This window comes from Pseudomonas sp. LBUM1664 (genome assembly GCF_059695895.1).
This window is the reverse complement of the sequence record NZ_CP166791.1, coordinates 3429970-3448087: the sequence shown is the minus strand read 5'-3', so window position 1 is coordinate 3448087 and position 18118 is coordinate 3429970. Positions and strand designations below refer to the sequence as shown.

The following is an 18118-nucleotide window of genomic DNA, read 5'->3' as shown; positions in this document are numbered from 1 at the left end:
AGTTGACCATGACCTTTTCCATCGTCGGGCGCTGCGCCGAAACCGGCCAGTTGGGTATTGCCATCAGTTCTTCGAGCATTGCCGTAGGCGCCCGTTGCCCCTGGTTACGGGCCGGCGTTGGCGCGGTGTCGAGCCAGAACATCACGCTGCCAGCCCTTGGTCCACAGATCCTCGATGAACTGGCCGGCGGCCTGGTGGCGCAAAAAGCCATGGACTGCGCCCTGGCTCGCAATGGTTATAGCGAATACCGCCAGGTGGCGGTGGTCGACGCTCATGGACATACGGCGATTTTCAGTGGCAGCCACACCCTGGGCATCCACAACACGCTGGCCGGTGAACAGTGCGTGGCGGCTGGCAATCTGTTGGCAAACGGTGAGGTGATCAACGCCATGGTTACGGCGTTCGAACGCAGCGAGGGCTGTCTCGCGGCACGCCTGATGAGTGCGTTGCAAGCCGGCCAGGATGCGGGCGGCGAAGCCGGAGCGGTGCACTCGGCAGCGCTGTCGGTGGTGGATGACTTGACGTGGCCCGTCGTCGATTTGCGGGTGGACTGGGCCGAGGAAAACCCCATTGGCGAACTGAAAAAACTCTGGGTTGCCTATCAGCCGCAATTGCAGGATTACCTGACCCGCGCCCTGAACCCGACCCTGGCTCCCAGCTATGGCGTGCCGGGTGATGAGTGAGCTGCGTAGCCGCGCACTGCTTGCCCGGCTGGTGGGTTTTGCCACGGTCAGCCGCGAGTCGAACCTGGCGCTGATCGAGTTCGTGCGCGGTTATCTGCAAGACCTGGGTGTGGATTGCGAACTGATCTATAACCCCGAGCGGACCAAGGCCAACCTGTTGGCGAGCATCGGTCCGGCGGTGCCGGGCGGCGTTGTGTTGTCCGGTCACACCGACGTGGTGCCGGTGGATGGACAGGCCTGGTCGGTCGCACCGTTTTGCCTGAGCGAGGCGGGAGGCAAGCTGTTCGGGCGCGGCACGGCGGACATGAAAGGCTATCTGGCCTCGGTGCTGGCGGCAGTGCCGATGTTCCTGGCCAGCCCGCTTCACCGACCGGTGCACCTGGCCTTCTCTTATGACGAAGAAGTCGGCTGCCTGGGCGTGCGCAGTCTGCTGGAAGTGCTGCCCCAGCGCATTCCTCAACCGGGCCTATGTTTGATTGGCGAACCCACCGAGCTGCAACCGGTGCTGGGCCACAAGGGCAAGTTGGCGATGCGTTGTCATGTCAAAGGGGCGGCCTGCCATTCGGCCTACGCGCCTTACGGGGTAAACGCCATCGAGCAGGCAGCGCGCCTGATTGGCCGGTTGGGGGAGATCGGCGCAGACCTGGCTGGACCGTCGCGGCATGACTCGCGCTTCGACCCGGCATTCTCGACAGTGCAGGTCGGGGTGATTCAGGGCGGGACGGCGTTGAACATCGTCCCGGCCGATTGCCGTTTTGACTTCGAAGTGCGGGCTTTGCCGGATTTCGCCCCGCAGGTGGTGGCCCTGCAATTGCAAGACTACGCCGAACAGACGCTGCTGCCGGCAATGCGGGCAGTGCAGTCCGATTCCACGATCCGTTTTGAACAGCTATCCACCTACCCGGGCCTGGCGACCTCGCCGGACAGTGCTGCGGCGCGGTTGGTTGCCCGGCTCTGCGCTAGCAATGTCTTTAGCACCGTGGCTTTCGGCACCGAAGGTGGTTTGTTTCATCAGGCTGGCATCCCGACGGTGGTCTGCGGCCCCGGCAGCATGGAACAAGGGCACAAGCCCGACGAATACGTGAGCGTCGAACAGATGGCGGCTTGTGACCGTTTGATGGACCGCCTGGCGAGTTACCTGCGCGAGCCCACCGATCCATGACCGCAAGGAACCCAAGGTGAACGATTTCAATGACGGAAGAATCCTGGCGGCACACCGGCGCCGGATGACCATGGCCCCGGTGCGGGTGACCCGCCATGCCGACATCAACGAACTGGTCGACAAGACCCGTATAGCTGTAGACCGCGCCGCCCGCGCTTACGGTCGCTTTTGAGTCCCGTCGTCGGCTCGTGCGGGCGAGTCGGCATTTTCGAGGAACCGCTACATGTCCAGATCCTTGCGTTGCAATATTGCGTGTGCCCTGGCGTTGCTGAGTACCAGCGTCCTGGCCGCGCCACAGAGCTTGACCGTGATTTCATTTGGCGGTGCCACCAAGCAGGCCCAGGACAAGGCCTACTTCCAACCCTTCAACGCTAGCGGTGCGGGAAGCATCGTGGCTGGCGAATACAACGGTGAGTTATCGAAGATCAAGGCGATGGTCGCGGCCGGGCACACCAGTTGGGACGTGGTCGAGGTGGAAAGCCCCGAGCTGATGCGTGGTTGTGAGGAAGGCCTGTTTGAAAAACTCGACCTGGCGGGGCTTGGCGATCCGGCGAATTTTGTACCGGGTGCACTCACTGAATGTGGCGTGGCCACCTATGTCTGGTCGATGGTCCTGGCCTATGACCAGAGCAAACTCGCCAAGGCGCCCAAGTCCTGGGCGGACTTCTGGAACGTCGCTGAATACCCAGGCAAGCGCGGTTTGCGCAAGGGCGCCAAGTACACTCTGGAGATCGCCTTGTTGGCCGACGGGGTCAAGCCGCAAGAGTTGTACAAGGTGCTGAACACGCCGCAAGGTGTGTCCCGGGCATTCGCCAAGCTGGACCAGATCAAGCCGAATATTCAGTGGTGGGAGGCCGGTGCCCAACCGCCGCAATGGCTGGTAGCAGGTGACGTGTCAATGAGCGCCGCCTACAACGGCCGCATTGCCGCGGCGCAAAAAGAAGGCATGAAACTGAGCATCGTCTGGCCGCAAAGCCTGTATGACCCGGAGTACTGGGCAGTGGTCAAGGGCACGCCGAACAAGGCCTTGGCCGAGCAGTTCATTGCCTTCGCCAGCCAGCCACAGACGCAGAAGGTGTTCTCGGAAAACATCCCTTACGGACCGGTGCATCGCAAGACGCTGGCTTTGTTGCCGGCGGCGGTACAAGCGCAATTGCCCACCGCCGAGGCCAACCTGGCCGAAGCCCAAGCCGTGGACGCCGAGTTCTGGGTCGACCATGGCGAGGAGCTGGAACAACGCTTCAATGCCTGGGCCGCTAAATAGAGGACCGTGGTCAGGTGGGCCGGGCGATTTCGCCTGGCCCACCTGGGCTTATGTCAGCCATTGTCTGAATTGCTCTTTGCAGTAATCCACGAACAATTGCGCCGGTTTAGTGAGGTGCGCGCGCTTGAGCCAGCCCGCCACCAGCGCCGAACCTGTCACGTCCTCGGCGATGTTGACGCACACCACTTGCTGTCCATCGTAGGTGCAGGTGGAATGCGGTCGAGTCACCAGCACCGCAAAGCCGAACTCCTGGCCAACCATGCCCCGCACCATCTCGATGGACGGCGAGCTGAATACAATATTCGGCGTCAGGCCCAATTCCTCGAAGATGCTCACGAAATAGGTCCGGCTGGGCTGCACATCCAGCAGGATCATTGGTTCCAGCGCCAGGTCGCGCAGTGACACCTGGGCCTGACCGGCAAAGCGATGCCCTGCCGGCAACAACGCATAAGGCCGCTGGGGTGCTGTCAGTGCTTCGGTCTCGATGGTGCTGTCCAGGTCGTGCTCGTAGAAAATCGCCAGGTCGAAACGGCCCCCCGTCAAACCCTGCACCAATTCTTGTTGCTCGCCGTCCTGCACGCGGATTTCCACCCCTGGGAAGCGTTGGCGAAAACCGGCGATCAGGCGCGGCAGGTAGAGCGGGGCGACGGTTTCAAAGCAGCCGATGTCGATCTGCCCGCTGACCACATCGTTATCGGCCAGCGCGTTTTGCTCGAACTCCCGAGCCATGCGCAGCAGCTCCTGGGCCTTGCGATAGAAGCGAGCGCCGCCAGGGGTCAACGACACGCCCTGGGCATGATGGCGGATGAGCAACTGCACGCCGAAACTGTCTTCCAACCCTTTGACCGCCGTGGCGATCGATGGCTGAGCGATGTACAACTTGCGGGACGCTTCAGCGACACTGCCACATTCGACGGTGGTGACGAAGTATTTCAGCTGACGCAGGGAATAGGACGCCACGGCACACCTCGATCCGGATGGTTTTGCCTACCTTACCGTGCGCCGCTCGCGTTGGGGGGCGCGCCTTGATACGGATTTTGTTGGGTACTGGCGATATTCAGGCTGGCTTCGCGTGCTATCGATATGCCATATAGGTATTTAAATAATATTTTTTATAGCCTTAAAGTCGGGTCTTCGATTTCATCCATTTACTGGGAGGTTCCGATGGTTAAGGTGTTCAAGCGTTCTGCGCTCACGGTGTGGTGTGTTTCCCTGGCAGCAACGGCGTTGCTCAGTCCCACGGCACGGGCGGAGGGCAAGATCAGCATTGCCCAGCAATTCGGTATCGGTTACCTGATCCTCGACGTCGTGCGAGACCAGCAACTCATCGAGAAGCATGGCAAGGCCGAGGGCCTCGACATCGAGGTGGATTGGAACAGTATTTCCGGCGCAACGGCCATGAACGAGGCGTTGCTGACCGGCGCCTTGGACGTGGTGTCGGCCGGTGTTCCGCCGATGCTGACGATCTGGGACCGGACCCGGGGCAAGCAGAACGTCAAGGCCATCGCCTCGCTGGGGTCGATGCCCAACTATTTGCTGACCAATAACCCGAACGTGAAGAGCCTCAAGGACTTCACCGACAAGGACCGGATCGCCGTGCCGGCGGCGGGTGTCGGGTTCCAATCGCGCACGTTGCAGATTGAAACGGCCAAGGTGTTCGGGAATGATCACTTCAAAAAGTTCGACGACATCTCCGTCAGCCTCCCGCACCCGGACGCGACGGCAGCGTTGATTGCTGGCCAATCAGAGATCAATTCGCATTTCTCCAGCCCACCGTTTCAGTACCAGGCGCTGCAGAATCCCAATGTGCACAAGGTCCTCAGCTCCTATGACGTGCTGGGCGGGCCGGCGACGTTCAACGTGCTCTACACCACGGAAAAATTCCACGACGAAAATCCGAAAACCTATAAGGCTTTCTACGACGCTCTAGTGGAGGCGCAAAGCATCATCAAAGCCGATAAACCGGCCGCCGCCCAGACCTACATCCGTGTAGAGCAGTCCAAGTTGCCATTGTCGCTGGTCGAGAAAATCGTGACCGATCCCGAAATCGACTTCACCGTTGTGCCGCAACGCACCTACATCTATGCCGAAAAACTGCACGAACTGGGCGTGCTGAAGAACAAGGCCGACAGCTGGAAGGACTATTTCTTTGAGCAGGCTCATACAGGTGCCGGCAGCTGAGTACGGGCGGATTATCCGTTTTTGGCACAATTGAATAGCCTGCCTGCAAGGTGCAATGGCCGCGGCTTTGCTTCTTGCAGCAGCCTACCCGCGCCACTAAGCTGCCGACTCGCCCATCCAAACAGTGTGAACATGGCCAGCCCCAGACCTTCATTGACCCTGACCCTGCTGCAAGCCCGCGAAGCGGCCATGGCTTTTTTTCGCCCGGCGCTGAACCAGCATGACCTCACGGAACAGCAATGGCGGGTGATCCGCATCCTGCATCAGCAAGGCGAATTGGAAAGCCACCAGCTCGCGCATCAGGCTTGCATCCTGAAACCCAGCATGACCGGCGTGCTCAGCCGCCTGGAGCGTGATGGCCTGGTGCGTCGGCAGAAGTCCAGCCAGGACCAGCGTCGGGTTTTCGTGGGTCTGACCGAGCGCGGTGAGCAGTGCTTTGTGTCCATGAGCGAGGGCATGGAAAGCAACTATCGGCGGATCGAAGAACAGTTTGGCGAGGAAAAAATGCAACAACTGCTAGCGCTGCTCAATGAGCTGAAAAACATCAAGCCTTGAGCCGTGCCCGGGGACCTGTTAACCGCCCGATGTGCCCAGTGCTTCGTGCAACTGCTCCACCAACTCAGGCGTCATGTAATGCGGTCCGTCGAACAGGTAGAGCGGGTACCCATCATAGGCCGCTAGTTGTGGTGTGAGCTCGGCCGCCGTGGCTGAGCGGAAGCCGCCGCCGTATTGGGGGCGGAAGGCTTCGACGATGATCCGTACACGCGCCTTGCCAAGACGCTCACGCAAGGCGTCGGCGTAGCTGCGGGCGACTGGGGCGGTGCGGGCGTAGACGCCGACGCCATCCTGGAAAAACACGCCGATATCGTCCGGCAGCCATTGTTTGAGCCAATCGGCTGTGGCGGCAGGGCCGATGTTGGCGCCGTCATAGACGCTGATCCACAATGGGCGCGGCAGTTTGGCCAGCAAGGCGGGCAATTCCGTGGCGCGAGACCAACTGGGATCGACTTCGGCAGGGAAGTACCACCCGGTGACATGCAGTGGCGTTGGCAACTTGGCAATGCGTTCCGACACCGCAGCCAGTTGCTCGATGTTGTCCCGTGAGCGAGTTTCACTGAAATAGCCGGCCAGCCCGAGGATGACATCCTGGGCCCAAGGCGCCTTGGCGATGCGCGCCCAGTCCGGCAGCACCGGTACGCTGGTCAGCCCGGTACCGGACACGAAGGCCTGATCGTCCACTACCGTCCATTGCACCAGCAGCTCGTGCACCCCGAGTTTTTCCCAGCTACCGTTGATGCCGACGGTCTGGTTGTCCGGCTGCCAGACGATGCCGACGATGTCCGGCGCGACGTTGGTGGTCACTGTGTAGTACGTCCCTGTACCTACGACGATGGCCGCACCAAGCAACAGCGCTGCGATGGTCGTGCGATTGAAGACATTGGCGAAGCTTTTCAAACAAGCCCCTTCTTGATGCAGTGTAGCCGTGGCTCGGCCAGGCAAGCCGTTTTTTGCTCCCATGCATCAAACATCAGATCAACGTCCTCAATAGGAATAGGTCAGGCGAGCGAACACGCCTTTGGCGCGGTCTTCGCCGAACACCTTGACCCGGTACTGCAGGGAGAAGTCCACATAAGATCGTGGTGCGTTGTAGGTATCTTCGCGAAACCAATAGCGCACGTTGTTCCCCACCCCCAGCCCACCGGCTTTGCCGGACGAGTAGTCACCGTCGGTGCTGCTGTTCATCTGGGAATCGTAGTCGACTGCCGCCACGATATGGGGGAAGGTTACCCAGCGCGAACCGGTGCCACCAATGGCGTAGCTGCGGCCGACTTGCCATTCGCTGTTGAAATAATTACGTGAGTCGTTGAGGTAACGACCGACTTCGGCGTACAGCTGCGAGGTCCACCAGCTGGGTACATCGACTCGCAGGTCCGTACCGATGCTTGAGCCATAGCCCAGGCGCACCAGCCAGTCGCCATCGACATTGGACGAGCCCAGGGGGAAGGTGCGTTCAAGGGCGGCCATGATGTTCACGGAACTGAAGGGTTTGATCCGTACGCCGAGCGCGCCTTGCAAGGCGTCCAGGCCAGTGTCCGAATCGCTGTTCTTGCTCCACAGGGTGTCGGTGATGCGCCCGTAGAGTTCGACAAAACGAGCGTTGCGATACCCCAGCGGGCGCCAGGACAGCTCGGTGCTGTTTTGCAGCTGGTCGTTGCTTTCGTTGCCGCTGCTACTGGTGCCCGGAGCGGCGCTCAAGCCACTGGAACTGTTGCCGCGATAGCTGGTGCTGCTGGTCAGGCCCCAGGTGCGCGAGATGTCGCCCACGGTGCGACGGGTATCGAACAACTGTTGTGCGGACATCGGCAGCTCACCGGCTTTTTGCGCATCGATGACTCGCTTGAAATACGCTACCGATTCGTCGTCTTCATTGACCCGCATGGCGTTGTAGGCGGCGTCCAGGGCTGCCGCCGGCGCAAGTCCAGTGGTGGCGTCGGCCTTGCGGAACGCATCGTGAGCCGCCTCTTCGTCGCCGGCCTGCATCGAGAGGTAGGCGACCTGCAGATCACTGACCGATGTCAGCTCGCCGGTGTTGCGCGATTCTTGCAGACGTTCCCGAGCAGTGCGGCGCTGGCCGATGGCGGCATACAAGCCGGCTTCTTCGTAGGCCGGCAGGCTGCCCAGCGCCAGGGCGCGGGTAAAATCGTCCCGCGCACCGGCATCATCCCCGGATTGCTGGCGCAAGCGTCCACGCATGACCAGCAGCCGGGCGTCGTCGCCATGGGCTTGCAGGCCTTCGCTGGCCGCCGCGATGGCTTGTGGCAGGCGCTTCTGATCCGTCAGGGCGCTGACCAGCAGGTGCCGATAGGCCGGGTTTTGCGGTGCGCGGGCAATAGCCTGGTTCGTCAGGGCGACTGCCGTTGCTGGGTCTTTGCGGGCGAGGGCGGCATAGGCCTGGGAGGCGAGGGCGGTGCCGGCGTCGTGCGAGCTACCCGGCCAGATGGCGCAGGTCAGGCCGAAGGTGCTTTCCTGGCAGTCCAGCGCCGGTGGCGCAAACTGCGCCAATGTGTTCAAACTTTTGCTTTTTTGTCGTTGCGCGATGCGCACGGCGTCACGTCGACGGGCCACTTCATCACTGTTGTCGTTGCCCAAGGCCTGTAATTGGCCCAGCGCTTGTTGAGGCTCGCCGCGAGCCAGCGCGGCGTCGGCGGCAAATAACCGGATGTCACGGACTTCGCTTGCCGGCACGCCATCGAGGGCCAACGCACGGTTCAGATCGGCCTGGGCCGCCTGCGTCTTGCCCTGACGATCCCGGGCGTAACTGCGCAGAATCCACGGGGCGGTTTTACTGTCGTCCAACGCCAACGCGTCGGAAGCCGCCTGCTCGGCGCCGGCATAATCCTTGGCCGCGAGCAGGGCACTGATAAGCAACTGCTGGTTGGCGGTGATTTCCGGAGCCCAGGCCACGGCTTTGCGGGCCTGGCCCACGGCCAGAGCTGCGTTGCCTTGCTCCAGGGCGCGGTAGCCCTGGACCGCCAGCGGCACTGCCAGTTGGCGGCGAATGGCTTTGCGCCGCATCAACAGCGTGTTGTCGTTGGCCAAGACCCTGAGCGCATCGCTGGTGGCTTGGTCGGCTTCTTCCAGGTGTTGCTGACGCTGCAAGGCGTCAATCAGCAACAACCGATATTCCCGGCGACGGGGCGCCTGGGCGATGGCCTTGCGTGCCGATTGCGCGGCCAGGCCGAACTGTTCGCGGTCGTAGGCCTTGAACGCCTGGTTCGCGGCCACGAAGCCCGGCGCCGCAGGGGCGGCGGATGACTTAGCGGTCCGCGGCTGGTCGCGCAGTTTCTTGTCACGCTCGGCCAAGGCAATCAATGTGTTCAGGCGTGTCACGTCGGCGCGCAGGCGCAGGGCCTCGCGCGCCTTGGCGATGGCCAGGTCGTAGTCCTTGCGCTCGTAGGCGCTGTAGGCTTCGTTGGCGGCGGTGTAGGCCGGACCGGACAAAGGCAGTGGCAATGTCTCGGCAAGCGCAAATGCAGGTATCAGGCTCAGCCCCACGGCCAGAAGGGTCAAAAGGGGGCGGTTCATGCCGGAAGCTCCGTTGGATAGAGGCTGTGCTGGCGTGCCACCACCTGTTCGATAGTGGCCCGGGGCAGCACGCCGCTGTCGACCAGGTAATCGCCGATTCGGCCGTGGTGCTGCGGCTGGTAGTGCAACATGGCGCGGCTGAACTGATCGCGATCAAGCAAGCCCATTTCGATCAACAGGTCACCCAGCAGCGGTGCACTGGCGTTCGGTACGGCGTGCCCTTTGCTCGCTGGCAATTGGCGCAACAGGGCGAGAATTTCACTTTCCCTGGCGATCAGTTGCACGGGCTCGCTACCCAATTCGTCGCTGATCTGTTGCAGGCCTTCGTCGGAAAGGGGGTTGGCAACGGCGATCTGTTCACGGCCTTCGTCATTGCGACCCAACGGAATGACTCGCCAGCGCAACGCAAACTCGCCGTCCAGGGATGACGTTGAATCAGCGGTTTTTCCGGCCACGTCGAAAACCCGGGGCAAGTCATTCTGGAACGCGATGGCTTCGGCCAAGGTTTCATCGTCCAGCCAGCCGTTATTGAGCAAAATGCGCCCCAGCGGCACATTGCGCGACTTCTGTTCGTGCAGAGCGTTTTGCAGGTGGGTATCGGTAATGGCCTGCCACGACAGCAACACGCTGCCCAAGCGGCGCGGTGCGATGGCAACCAGGTCAGTGGAGGGGAAGTCGTGCATGGTCTTGTCCCAGACCAGCTTGCGATTCATCACCTTGCCCACCAGGAACATGCGCCAGGCCCTGGAGGCGGCCATGAAGTTGACGAAGTTGCCTACCAGCATGCGCGGGATGGACAGCAACCCATGCTGCCAGCCGTATAGCACGGTGGTGAAGTAATAACGGTGCAGAATTCGCCAGGTCAGGGCAATGCCGTTGGCCAGCAACAGGTATTTGATCAGGCCGTTGGTTTCAAAGGGCGTTGGAAAATTGACATTCCACAAGCCGCTGTTGCGCAGGATGATCAAGGCCAGAAATTGCACCAGGATCGCGTAGGCGATGATGCTCACGAACGCCGTCACCACGCCCTTGCGGTCGCGAAACAGCAAGTATCGGTTGGCCAGCGAACCGTTCCAGCCCATCTGCTCCCAGCCTTGCAGGCCGATGCCCAGCGTCCAGCGGGCTTTCTGCCGAAACGCCGTACGGAACGTGTCGGGGAAAAACTCGCGCACGCACAGCGGCATCGTCAGGGTCGATTCGTAGGGCTTGCGGAACCAGGATTTGCGCAACACTCGAAACTGCACTGGAAAACGCACGAAGATCGCATTCATGCCGACCTTGGCCAGTCGCGCGCCGACGTCGTAGTCTTCAGTGAGGCTGTCGGTGTTGAACGGCTGGTTTTCGGTTTCACCGGCCAGCACCCGCAGGGCACGATGGGAAAAACAGGTACCGACGCCAGCCGAGGGCACGGTGTCGGTCATGCTTTCACGCACCACCAGGTCCTTGCCGTGCCATTCGGCAAACTCGTCCATGTAGACACCAGCCACCCATTCGTACCAGTTGCGCTCCAGCGACACCACCGGCAACTGGATCATGTCCTTGCGCGGCAACAGGTAGTTGAACAGACGCAATTCCAGCGGATGCAGCACGTCTTCGCTATCGTGCAACACGACGCCGGCGAAGGTCATGCCGTGGGTTTTCTCATGTAGGAAAATCGCCTGGATCACCCAGTTCAAGCAGTCGGCCTTGCAGGTCGGCCCGGCATGGGGCACTTCCACGCGATGCAGTTGTTTATAGCGCCGACGCATCCGCTCGACTTCGTCGATGGTGCGCTGGTCGTTGATATAGGTGCCGACGAAGACCACGTAGTTCTGATAGTCGAGCGTCGAAACCATGTTCTCGATCATCGGCGCGATGACATCGTATTCCAGCCAGGCCGGCACCATGATCGCCAAGGGCTGTTCGTCCCGGGCCAACAGTTGTTCGACGGTCAGCGGCCGGTATTTGCGGTCCACGGTGAACTTGCGGTACAGGCGGCGAGACCAGTACCACATGTCAATGATCAGATCGTCCAGGCTGGAGATCAGGATCAGTACTGCGACCACGATGGTCGCGGCCTCCAGGTAGTTGTAGTAATGGGCCAGCCAATAGGGCCAATAAAGCGACGTCATCGAAGGTTACCGTTACTGGCGATTGCGACGGGCGATACGGCCAGCCAGCATCAAGAGAAGGAACAGGACAATGGCGCCTGGAATCAGCCACAGCGCCGAAGGTTTACGCCAGGCGTCCAGCCCCTTGGGTTCTTCCCGGCCGATCAACTGGCTGCCGTTGGGGTCCTGGGTATCGAGGATCGCCACGGCACCGCCGTCGCCCAGAATCGCCACGTCGCCGCGGGTCAGCACAATCGGCTTGGCCAGGCTTGGCGGCTGGCTGCCCAGGGCCCGATAGACCAGGCCGTACTGACCCGAGGTCTGCACCACTTGTAATGAGGCCAATTGGTTGAGGGTCTGCACATCCAGCATCAGCTGGTCTTTATGGTTGATGCGCAGGCGACCCTGATCATCGACCTGGACCGATTCCTTGCTGTCCTTGAGTGGCAGTTCGAAGGCCAGGAATGCTTTATCCGGGCTGATGACGGCTTTCGGATCAGCACTGACTTTCAACTGCGCGCGCAGCGGTGATACACCGGCCGCATCGGCAACCAAGATCACCCGGGTCAGGCTGTCGGCCGGATGGTCGAGGTATGCCTGAGGGACGAGGACCTGGGTGTCCACGGCGAAGCGCGCCGCCACGCCGGAAAAGTCGTCGTCCAGCGAGGTTTTTTCCAGCACGATATGGCTGGTTGGCAGGACCGACACCGGGAAGGCCTGCGGTGTTTCCAGGCAGCGGTCGCTGACCGGCTGACGTTGGAACGAGACGCGCAATACGTTCTTCGAACCCAGGGCGTAGGAGGGGATATGGGCCTGGATACGTTGTGATTCGCCATCGGTGGTCAGTTGCTGGGCACCGATCAGGAAATCATTGAAAAACAGCGAGGCCACGGGCGCAGTGTCCGAAGCACCGGGTGCCGCGGCTACATCCACCACCGCCGTGACGGGCAGGCGGCCGTCATAAGCCACGCTGCCGAGGGGGAACGAGGTGCTCCAGTCGAATCGGGACGCCACGTCGAAGGTGCCGGGGGCTGCGCCCAATCGCGACAGGGCCACGCGCCCATCGTCGCTCAACGGCGTCTGTGCTTCGCTCACGGTCAATTGGCGGCTTCGTGCCAGTTTGTTCCACGCCGAACCGAGCAACGACAACGCTTTTCCGGTGGCATCCGGGGCGATCATCAGTACCGGACGAGTACCCAGCAGTGCCAGGCGCACATTGTCGGTGCCGGCGCTCGCCAGGGCTGTATTGACGTGCTGCTCACGCCATTGGGTCAGTGCGCTGGCCGCCGTCGTGTCGACGCCCTGGACCTCGCTCTGCAAAGCGTCCAGGGATTGGTTGATGGCCTTGAGCAGTTGTGAGTCGTTGATTGCCAGGTCGGCCTGTACGTTCGGGGTCTGACCCAACATCAACAGTGCGCCGATTTCGGCTGGGTTGGCCAGCGTGTGCTGCCCCTTTCCATTGAGGCTGGCGAAGGCTGGAATGCTTAACAGCTCGGCCGGGATGCGCAGGCCGCTCAGGTCCACGCTGTCCTGCACGGCAGGGAAGGGCAGGATGCGACTGTGTTTGCCGACCCGTTCCAAGGCCACGCCCAATCGCCAGGCAGCATCGTAGCTGCCGGCAGACAACGAGCCCGGCGCGACCAGGATGCCGGGTTCGCTGGGCAGTGCCGTCCAGGCGGCGCCGACATCCCGCAGCTGGCTGGCGTCGTAGCTGTAGTTCAGGCGCGTGCCCGGCTGGATGCGAAGCACGTTGCCGATGACACGGTCGTCTTCGCACAACGGCCGCGAGACCACCGAGGACCAGGCAATGCCCAGGCGCACCAGACCGTTGTCACGCGGGGCCTTGTCGACACCCAGCGTGGCGCTGGCATCACCTTGCGCCTCGCTAAGCCCTTCGGCACGCACTGGATAGCCATCGAGCGACAGCAGCATGGTGTTGCGGCCACCTTCGCCATTGAGATAACTGGCGTCCAGTTGCAGCGTAGCGTCATTGAGGGTCACGCCGGCGGGCACCGGTAAATACAGTTCACGTCGAGCGTCGCTGGCACCGAGAAGAATCGGCGCATTGATGCCCAGCTCGCTCAAGCGGATCTCACGCTGCTGGCGGGTATCGGCATTGAGTCGCTGGATTGCCTGAGTGAGCGGGCTATCCGCAGCCAAGGCAAAGGTCGGCATGAGCGCGAGCAGGCTCAGGCCGCAGGCAAGGGCGCTGAGCGCACCCGTATGGTTGGCAACAGAAGGCTTCATTCAGGCAAATCTCGATCTGATAATGGGGTGAGTAGCAGTTACAAGGTGAAGTCGGTGAGCAACTCGCGTGGCTCGGGTGACGGTGGGTGCGCCAGCGCCTGCTGCGAATGCACGGGGTGCACGACGAAGTCGTCGACCGCGCGCCCCATCAGGACATCAACGATGCGCTGGCTGGCCTTGCCGTCGCCGTAGGGGTTGGCTGCCTGTGACGCGCGGCGCCACAAGGCGTCATCGTCGAACAGTGAATCCACACCGGCGATGATCGATTCTGGAGAGGTGCCGACCAGCCGCACCGTACCCGCCGCCACGGCTTCGGGGCGTTCGGTGACGTCGCGCATCACCAGCACCGGTTTGCCCAGGGACGGCGCTTCTTCCTGCACACCACCGGAGTCGGTGAGGATGACATGGGCGTGCTGCATCAGACGCACGAAGGCCAGGTAATCCAGAGGCTTGATCAGGTGTACGTTGGGCAGGTCACCCAGTTGTTCGGTCACCGGGCCCAGCACATTGGGATTGAGGTGCACCGGGTAGACGATCTGGATATCAGGACGCTGGGCCAGGTGACGCAAGGCCTTGCAGATGTCCAGGAAACCCTCGCCGAAGTTTTCCCGGCGGTGACCGGTCACCAGCAGCAGCTTGCGTCCGGTTTCCAGGAACGGGAACTGTTGGTCCAGTTCGTCACGCAGACGCGCATCCAGATCGATGCGCCGGGCGGTCATTTGCAGCGCGTCGATGACCGTGTTGCCGGTGACCACGCAGCGGCCTTGCAGGCGTTCGTCCAGCAGGTTGTCGCGTGATTGCTCGGTGGGGGCAAACAGCAAGTCGGCACTGAGGTCGATGCACCGACGGTTCATTTCTTCCGGCCATGGACTGTAGATGTCACCGGTGCGCAACCCGGCTTCGACGTGGCCCACGGGGATGCGCCGATGGAAGGCCGCCATCGAAGCCACCATGGCTGAGGTGGTATCGCCATGGACCAGCACCCGATCCGGCCGTATCTGTTCCAGCACCGGATCGATGGCGCCGTATAACGCGGCGGTCAGGGAGTTGAGTGTCTGGTGGGGCGTCATCACGTCGAGGGTGAAATCGGCCGTAAGATCGAATAGATCCAGCACCTGCTTGAGCATGCTTTGATGCTGGCCGGTGACACAGATCAGCGACTCAATGCCAGGTTCGGCTGCGAGAGCCTTGACCAAGGGCGCCATCTTGATGGCTTCTGGACGGGTACCGAAGATCGAAAGGATCTTGATCCGTGAATCATTACTTGCGATGACGCCCTTCCTCGCGCAGTTTTCTGCGCCACACAACAGCCCACAGCCCGCCCAAGCGCGACCACGCGATTGAACAAGCAAGCGATTTGAGTTTTAGGTTGTAACCAACTGCCAAGCAGGTGCATGACGTACACAGGAAGTGACGCAGAGGTACCTTGCAGTTCGGGTTCGGCAAATTAATAACATCAAAGATCGTTGTCGCAAAGTTTTATATGAAAAGTTTTAACAATAATTTTTTAGAGAGGTTCTTAGAGCGATGACGAACGGTCTTCCTGTAAGGTTTTTAAATGTATAACTTATTGATTATTAAGTAATTTATGCGATTTTCTTTTTTGCTTGCAGGGGTGATATGGTGAGTTGGATCCATTGTTGGTTTTTTGACACCAAATGTCGGGCAAACGTAAAACTGGGTTGTCATTCCAATGGCGCCTGCATGTTGTCGCAACATTGCAAGTCGCTTAGTTCAATGAACTCAACTAGTTGAGTGGTAAATCTTATAATGTGAAGAAAGTTCAATTAATTTAAAAATGTACGGGCTTGTATCGTAAATTTAATTGTTGGGCGCTCAACAAAGCAGTGTCGTTTCCTCTCATTAAGAAAGTTTCGACGAAGGCCAGCTTAAGACATCGCAGGTGCAGGCAAGCGCCGACCGCTTGCTTAGCCGTAATCGCATCCTTTGTGCTGTGCTCTTGTTTGGGTGATTGGCCTAGCGTCACCGACGTGGCGGCTGGATGCCGGCGCTCCAATGGCAACCGGCTGAAGGTGACGGGTGCAAGGTACGTGCGGCGCAGGAACTGAGCCGGCGGTGCCAGGGCCTGATCCGAAATCAGGCCCTGAATAGATCAAATGGGAGCGCGATTATTGGCTGTCAGCAACCGTCATTGAGCGCCCGGAACCGCCAGCCACTGCCCGATCACCTTCTGGTAAGTGCCGTTCGCCTTGCTCAGATGCAACCACTGATCGACGTACATTTTCCAGGTGGTGTCGTCCCGTGGCAGCAGGTACGCCTTCTCGCCATATTGCAGGTAGCGACTTGGGTTGACGGCGCACAGGCCGGGTTTGAGTTTCTGCTGGTAGAGCGCTTCCGACGCATCGGTAATCATCACGTCGGCTTTCTTGTCCAACAGTTCCTGGAAGATCGTCACGTTGTCGTGGAAATTGAGCTGGCCCTTGGGCAGGAAGGCGCGCACGAATGCTTCGTTGGTGCCGCCGGCAGGTTCTACCAGGCGCACCGAAGGCTGGTTTATCTGTTCGAGGGTCTGGTAGCGCTCCTGGTCTTCGCAACGTACCAGCGCGATCTTGCCATCCACATCCAGGGTGGTGCTGAAGTAGGCCTTCTTCTGACGCTCCAGCGTCACCGAGATCCCGCCCATGCCGATGTCGCATTGGCCCGCCAACATGTCCGGCATCAGGGTTTTCCAGGTGGTCTGTACCCATTGCACCTTGACGCCCAGGCTGGCGGCCAGCGAACGCGCCATCTCGATGTCGATCCCTTCGTATTCACCTGTTTCGGCTTTGTAGGTATAGGGCTTGTAGTCGCCGGTGGTGCACACCTTCAGTTCGCCTCGTTGCAGCACTTGGTCCAGATGCGAGGAGGCAGGCTCGGCCAGGGCGCTGCCGCAGAGCACCAGCAGGCCACAGAACGTCATCGTGCTTGTTATGTTTTTCATAGGGATGGGACGTCTCGCAAGGGAAGGGGAGAAGACGGGCCAGTGTAGTAAAAGTGTTCGCAAACTGTCACTGGAGACAGTGGCGAAACAGATTCGTCAGGCACCAGGGGCACAACGGGTGCGGCGCTATCCCACCGTCCTAAGCGTGTCCGTCAAACTTCGCAGGTTTCGTTCGTTCAGCTCTGTCATCATGAGTGATTGCAGACCTTGATCGGCGAGAAGCCAGTTCGGATGGACGGATCAGTCGTCAGAATTACCCTTGTGTTGATGGTCCCCGGGATCCTGCTGGTCTTCGGGGTCGCTTTCGTTTGCGCGTGGTTTATCGAGAAAAAGCGTAACTACCTGCTGCTCCTGGCCGGTGGCTGCGGCCTATTCGCGTGTGGCGCGACATCACAGATTTTCGGTTGGCCGCCTGGGACAGGCCCCAATGCCGTTGTGTCCGGTGCGCTGTATACCTCGGCGGTCCTGGCGGTGGCCGAAGGCGTTTTGCTGCGCTCGCAGAAACGACTCGGCTGGCGGTTGGACTTCGCAGTGGTGTGCCTCATTACCCTGGCACTGGCTTGGTTCTTTTATATCCAACGTAGCCTGCTTGTGCGCATCTACATCCAGAATTTCGGTTATGGCGTGATTCTGCTTGTGGCTGCGATCAAGCTGAGATCGCTGGCACGCGGTCGATACGTCGACAAGGCGCTGTTCTGGGTGTTGCTGGCCTTCGCGTTGCATTTCTTTCCGCGAACCTTGTTGACCGTCGGGCTTTCGGCTCCTGCCGATCGGGCGGCTTTCGCTGACTCAGTGTTCTGGCAGACACTCCAGTTGTCCCTGGCCGTGCTCGGCGTGGGGCTCGCCCTGGTGATTCTCGCCGCCGCCATTGCCGATGTGATTGATGATTTGCGGCGCGAGCGCGATTTTGACCCGTTGACCGGCGTCTTGAACCGGCGAGGTTTCGAGGAACAGGTGTCGATGCAGTTGATAAAGAACCGACGTGGCACGCCGTCGCTTGCCCTGTGCGATATCGACAAGTTCAAGAGCATCAACGACACCTATGGCCATGACGTGGGCGATAACGTCCTGCGCGAGGTTGGGCAGTTGCTGCGTGCCGGCGCGCGTAAACGGGACATCGTCGGCCGGCTCGGCGGGGAAGAGTTTGCCGTGTTCCTGCCCGACACTGATGCCTGGGAAGCTTATGAGTGCGCGGAACGCTTGAGAATGGCCATCGAGAACGGTGGTTCTGCCACGCTGGATGCTGTCGGGCCGATCACCGTGAGCTTTGGGGTGGGCAGTCTCGAGCCCAAGGAGACCTGGTCGGGTCTCTACAAGCGGGTAGACACCCGGCTTTACCAGGCGAAGCGAACCGGGCGCAACCGGACGGTGGCGGATGACCTGCCACATCGGCTCGATAGGCAGACCGAGGTTGAATCTTGAACCTCGAGCGGGAGCGAGCTCCCTCGCCATCGTCGGCATACT

14 protein-coding genes are annotated in these 18118 nt (G+C 60.7%); 7 read left to right on the top strand and 7 right to left on the bottom strand.

Features of this window, described 5'->3' with window-relative positions; genetic code table 11:
* The first annotated feature begins 8 nt into the window (after positions 1-8).
* The 4 genes from ACA047_RS15975 to ACA047_RS15960 are packed head-to-tail and all read left to right on the top strand — an operon-like array spanning position 9 to position 3109.
* Positions 9-683: a DUF1028 domain-containing protein gene (locus ACA047_RS15975; protein ID WP_497350834.1), complete on the top strand. Its 675-nt coding sequence runs from the start codon at positions 9-11 to the stop codon at positions 681-683.
* Positions 676-1845 (top strand): acetylornithine deacetylase, encoded by a 1170-nt coding sequence (gene argE / locus ACA047_RS15970; RefSeq protein ID WP_497350832.1) that lies wholly within the window; start codon positions 676-678, stop codon positions 1843-1845. The genes ACA047_RS15975 and argE overlap by 8 nt, the downstream gene beginning before the upstream one ends.
* Before the next feature lie 16 nt (positions 1846-1861).
* The gene (locus tag ACA047_RS15965; protein WP_497350830.1) at positions 1862-2017 is read left to right on the top strand and encodes a hypothetical protein; all 156 of its coding nucleotides are present in this window, start codon (positions 1862-1864) and stop codon (positions 2015-2017) included.
* Positions 2018-2068: 51 nt separating this feature from the next.
* On the top strand, positions 2069-3109 hold the full coding sequence (locus ACA047_RS15960; protein ID WP_497350828.1) for a gamma-aminobutyric acid-binding protein: 1041 nt from the start codon (positions 2069-2071) through the stop codon (positions 3107-3109).
* Between the two features lie 48 nt (positions 3110-3157).
* Here the strand turns inward: ACA047_RS15960 and ACA047_RS15955 are convergent, their stop codons facing one another.
* The gene (locus ACA047_RS15955) at positions 3158-4069 is read right to left on the bottom strand and encodes a LysR substrate-binding domain-containing protein (RefSeq protein ID WP_497350826.1); all 912 of its coding nucleotides are present in this window, start codon (positions 4067-4069) and stop codon (positions 3158-3160) included.
* A 204-nt stretch (positions 4070-4273) separates the two neighbouring features.
* Here ACA047_RS15955 and ACA047_RS15950 point away from each other — a divergent pair, with 204 nt between their 5' ends.
* Entirely contained in the window at positions 4274-5290 is a 1017-nt protein-coding gene (locus ACA047_RS15950) for an ABC transporter substrate-binding protein (RefSeq protein WP_497350824.1), read from the top strand.
* A gap of 132 nt (positions 5291-5422) precedes the next feature.
* On the top strand, positions 5423-5845 hold the full coding sequence (gene hpaR, locus ACA047_RS15945; protein WP_497350822.1) for a homoprotocatechuate degradation operon regulator HpaR: 423 nt from the start codon (positions 5423-5425) through the stop codon (positions 5843-5845).
* Between the two features lie 18 nt (positions 5846-5863).
* Here the strand turns inward: hpaR and ACA047_RS15940 are convergent, their stop codons facing one another.
* From ACA047_RS15940 to ACA047_RS15915, 6 genes are all read right to left on the bottom strand, one after another.
* Positions 5864-6745: an alpha-amylase family protein gene (locus ACA047_RS15940; RefSeq protein ID WP_497350820.1), complete on the bottom strand. Its 882-nt coding sequence runs from the start codon at positions 6743-6745 to the stop codon at positions 5864-5866.
* Positions 6746-6832: 87 nt separating this feature from the next.
* Positions 6833-9376, bottom strand: coding sequence for a bacteriophage N4 adsorption protein A (locus tag ACA047_RS15935; protein ID WP_497350818.1), 2544 nt, complete (start codon positions 9374-9376; stop codon positions 6833-6835).
* Entirely contained in the window at positions 9373-11487 is a 2115-nt protein-coding gene (locus ACA047_RS15930) for a glycosyl transferase family protein (RefSeq protein ID WP_497350816.1), read from the bottom strand. Before ACA047_RS15930 ends, ACA047_RS15935 begins: the two co-directional genes overlap by 4 nt.
* Before the next feature lie 12 nt (positions 11488-11499).
* Entirely contained in the window at positions 11500-13713 is a 2214-nt protein-coding gene (locus ACA047_RS15925) for a hypothetical protein (RefSeq protein ID WP_497350814.1), read from the bottom strand.
* A gap of 38 nt (positions 13714-13751) precedes the next feature.
* Complete coding sequence (gene wecB / locus ACA047_RS15920) at positions 13752-14918, bottom strand: non-hydrolyzing UDP-N-acetylglucosamine 2-epimerase (RefSeq protein WP_497350812.1); 1167 nt, start codon at positions 14916-14918, stop codon at positions 13752-13754.
* 944 nt (positions 14919-15862) lie between these two features.
* The gene (locus tag ACA047_RS15915; RefSeq protein ID WP_497350810.1) at positions 15863-16654 is read right to left on the bottom strand and encodes a transporter substrate-binding domain-containing protein; all 792 of its coding nucleotides are present in this window, start codon (positions 16652-16654) and stop codon (positions 15863-15865) included.
* A gap of 198 nt (positions 16655-16852) precedes the next feature.
* Here ACA047_RS15915 and ACA047_RS15910 point away from each other — a divergent pair, with 198 nt between their 5' ends.
* Positions 16853-18076: a GGDEF domain-containing protein gene (locus tag ACA047_RS15910; RefSeq protein WP_497350808.1), complete on the top strand. Its 1224-nt coding sequence runs from the start codon at positions 16853-16855 to the stop codon at positions 18074-18076.
* The last annotated feature ends 42 nt before the right edge of the window (positions 18077-18118 follow it).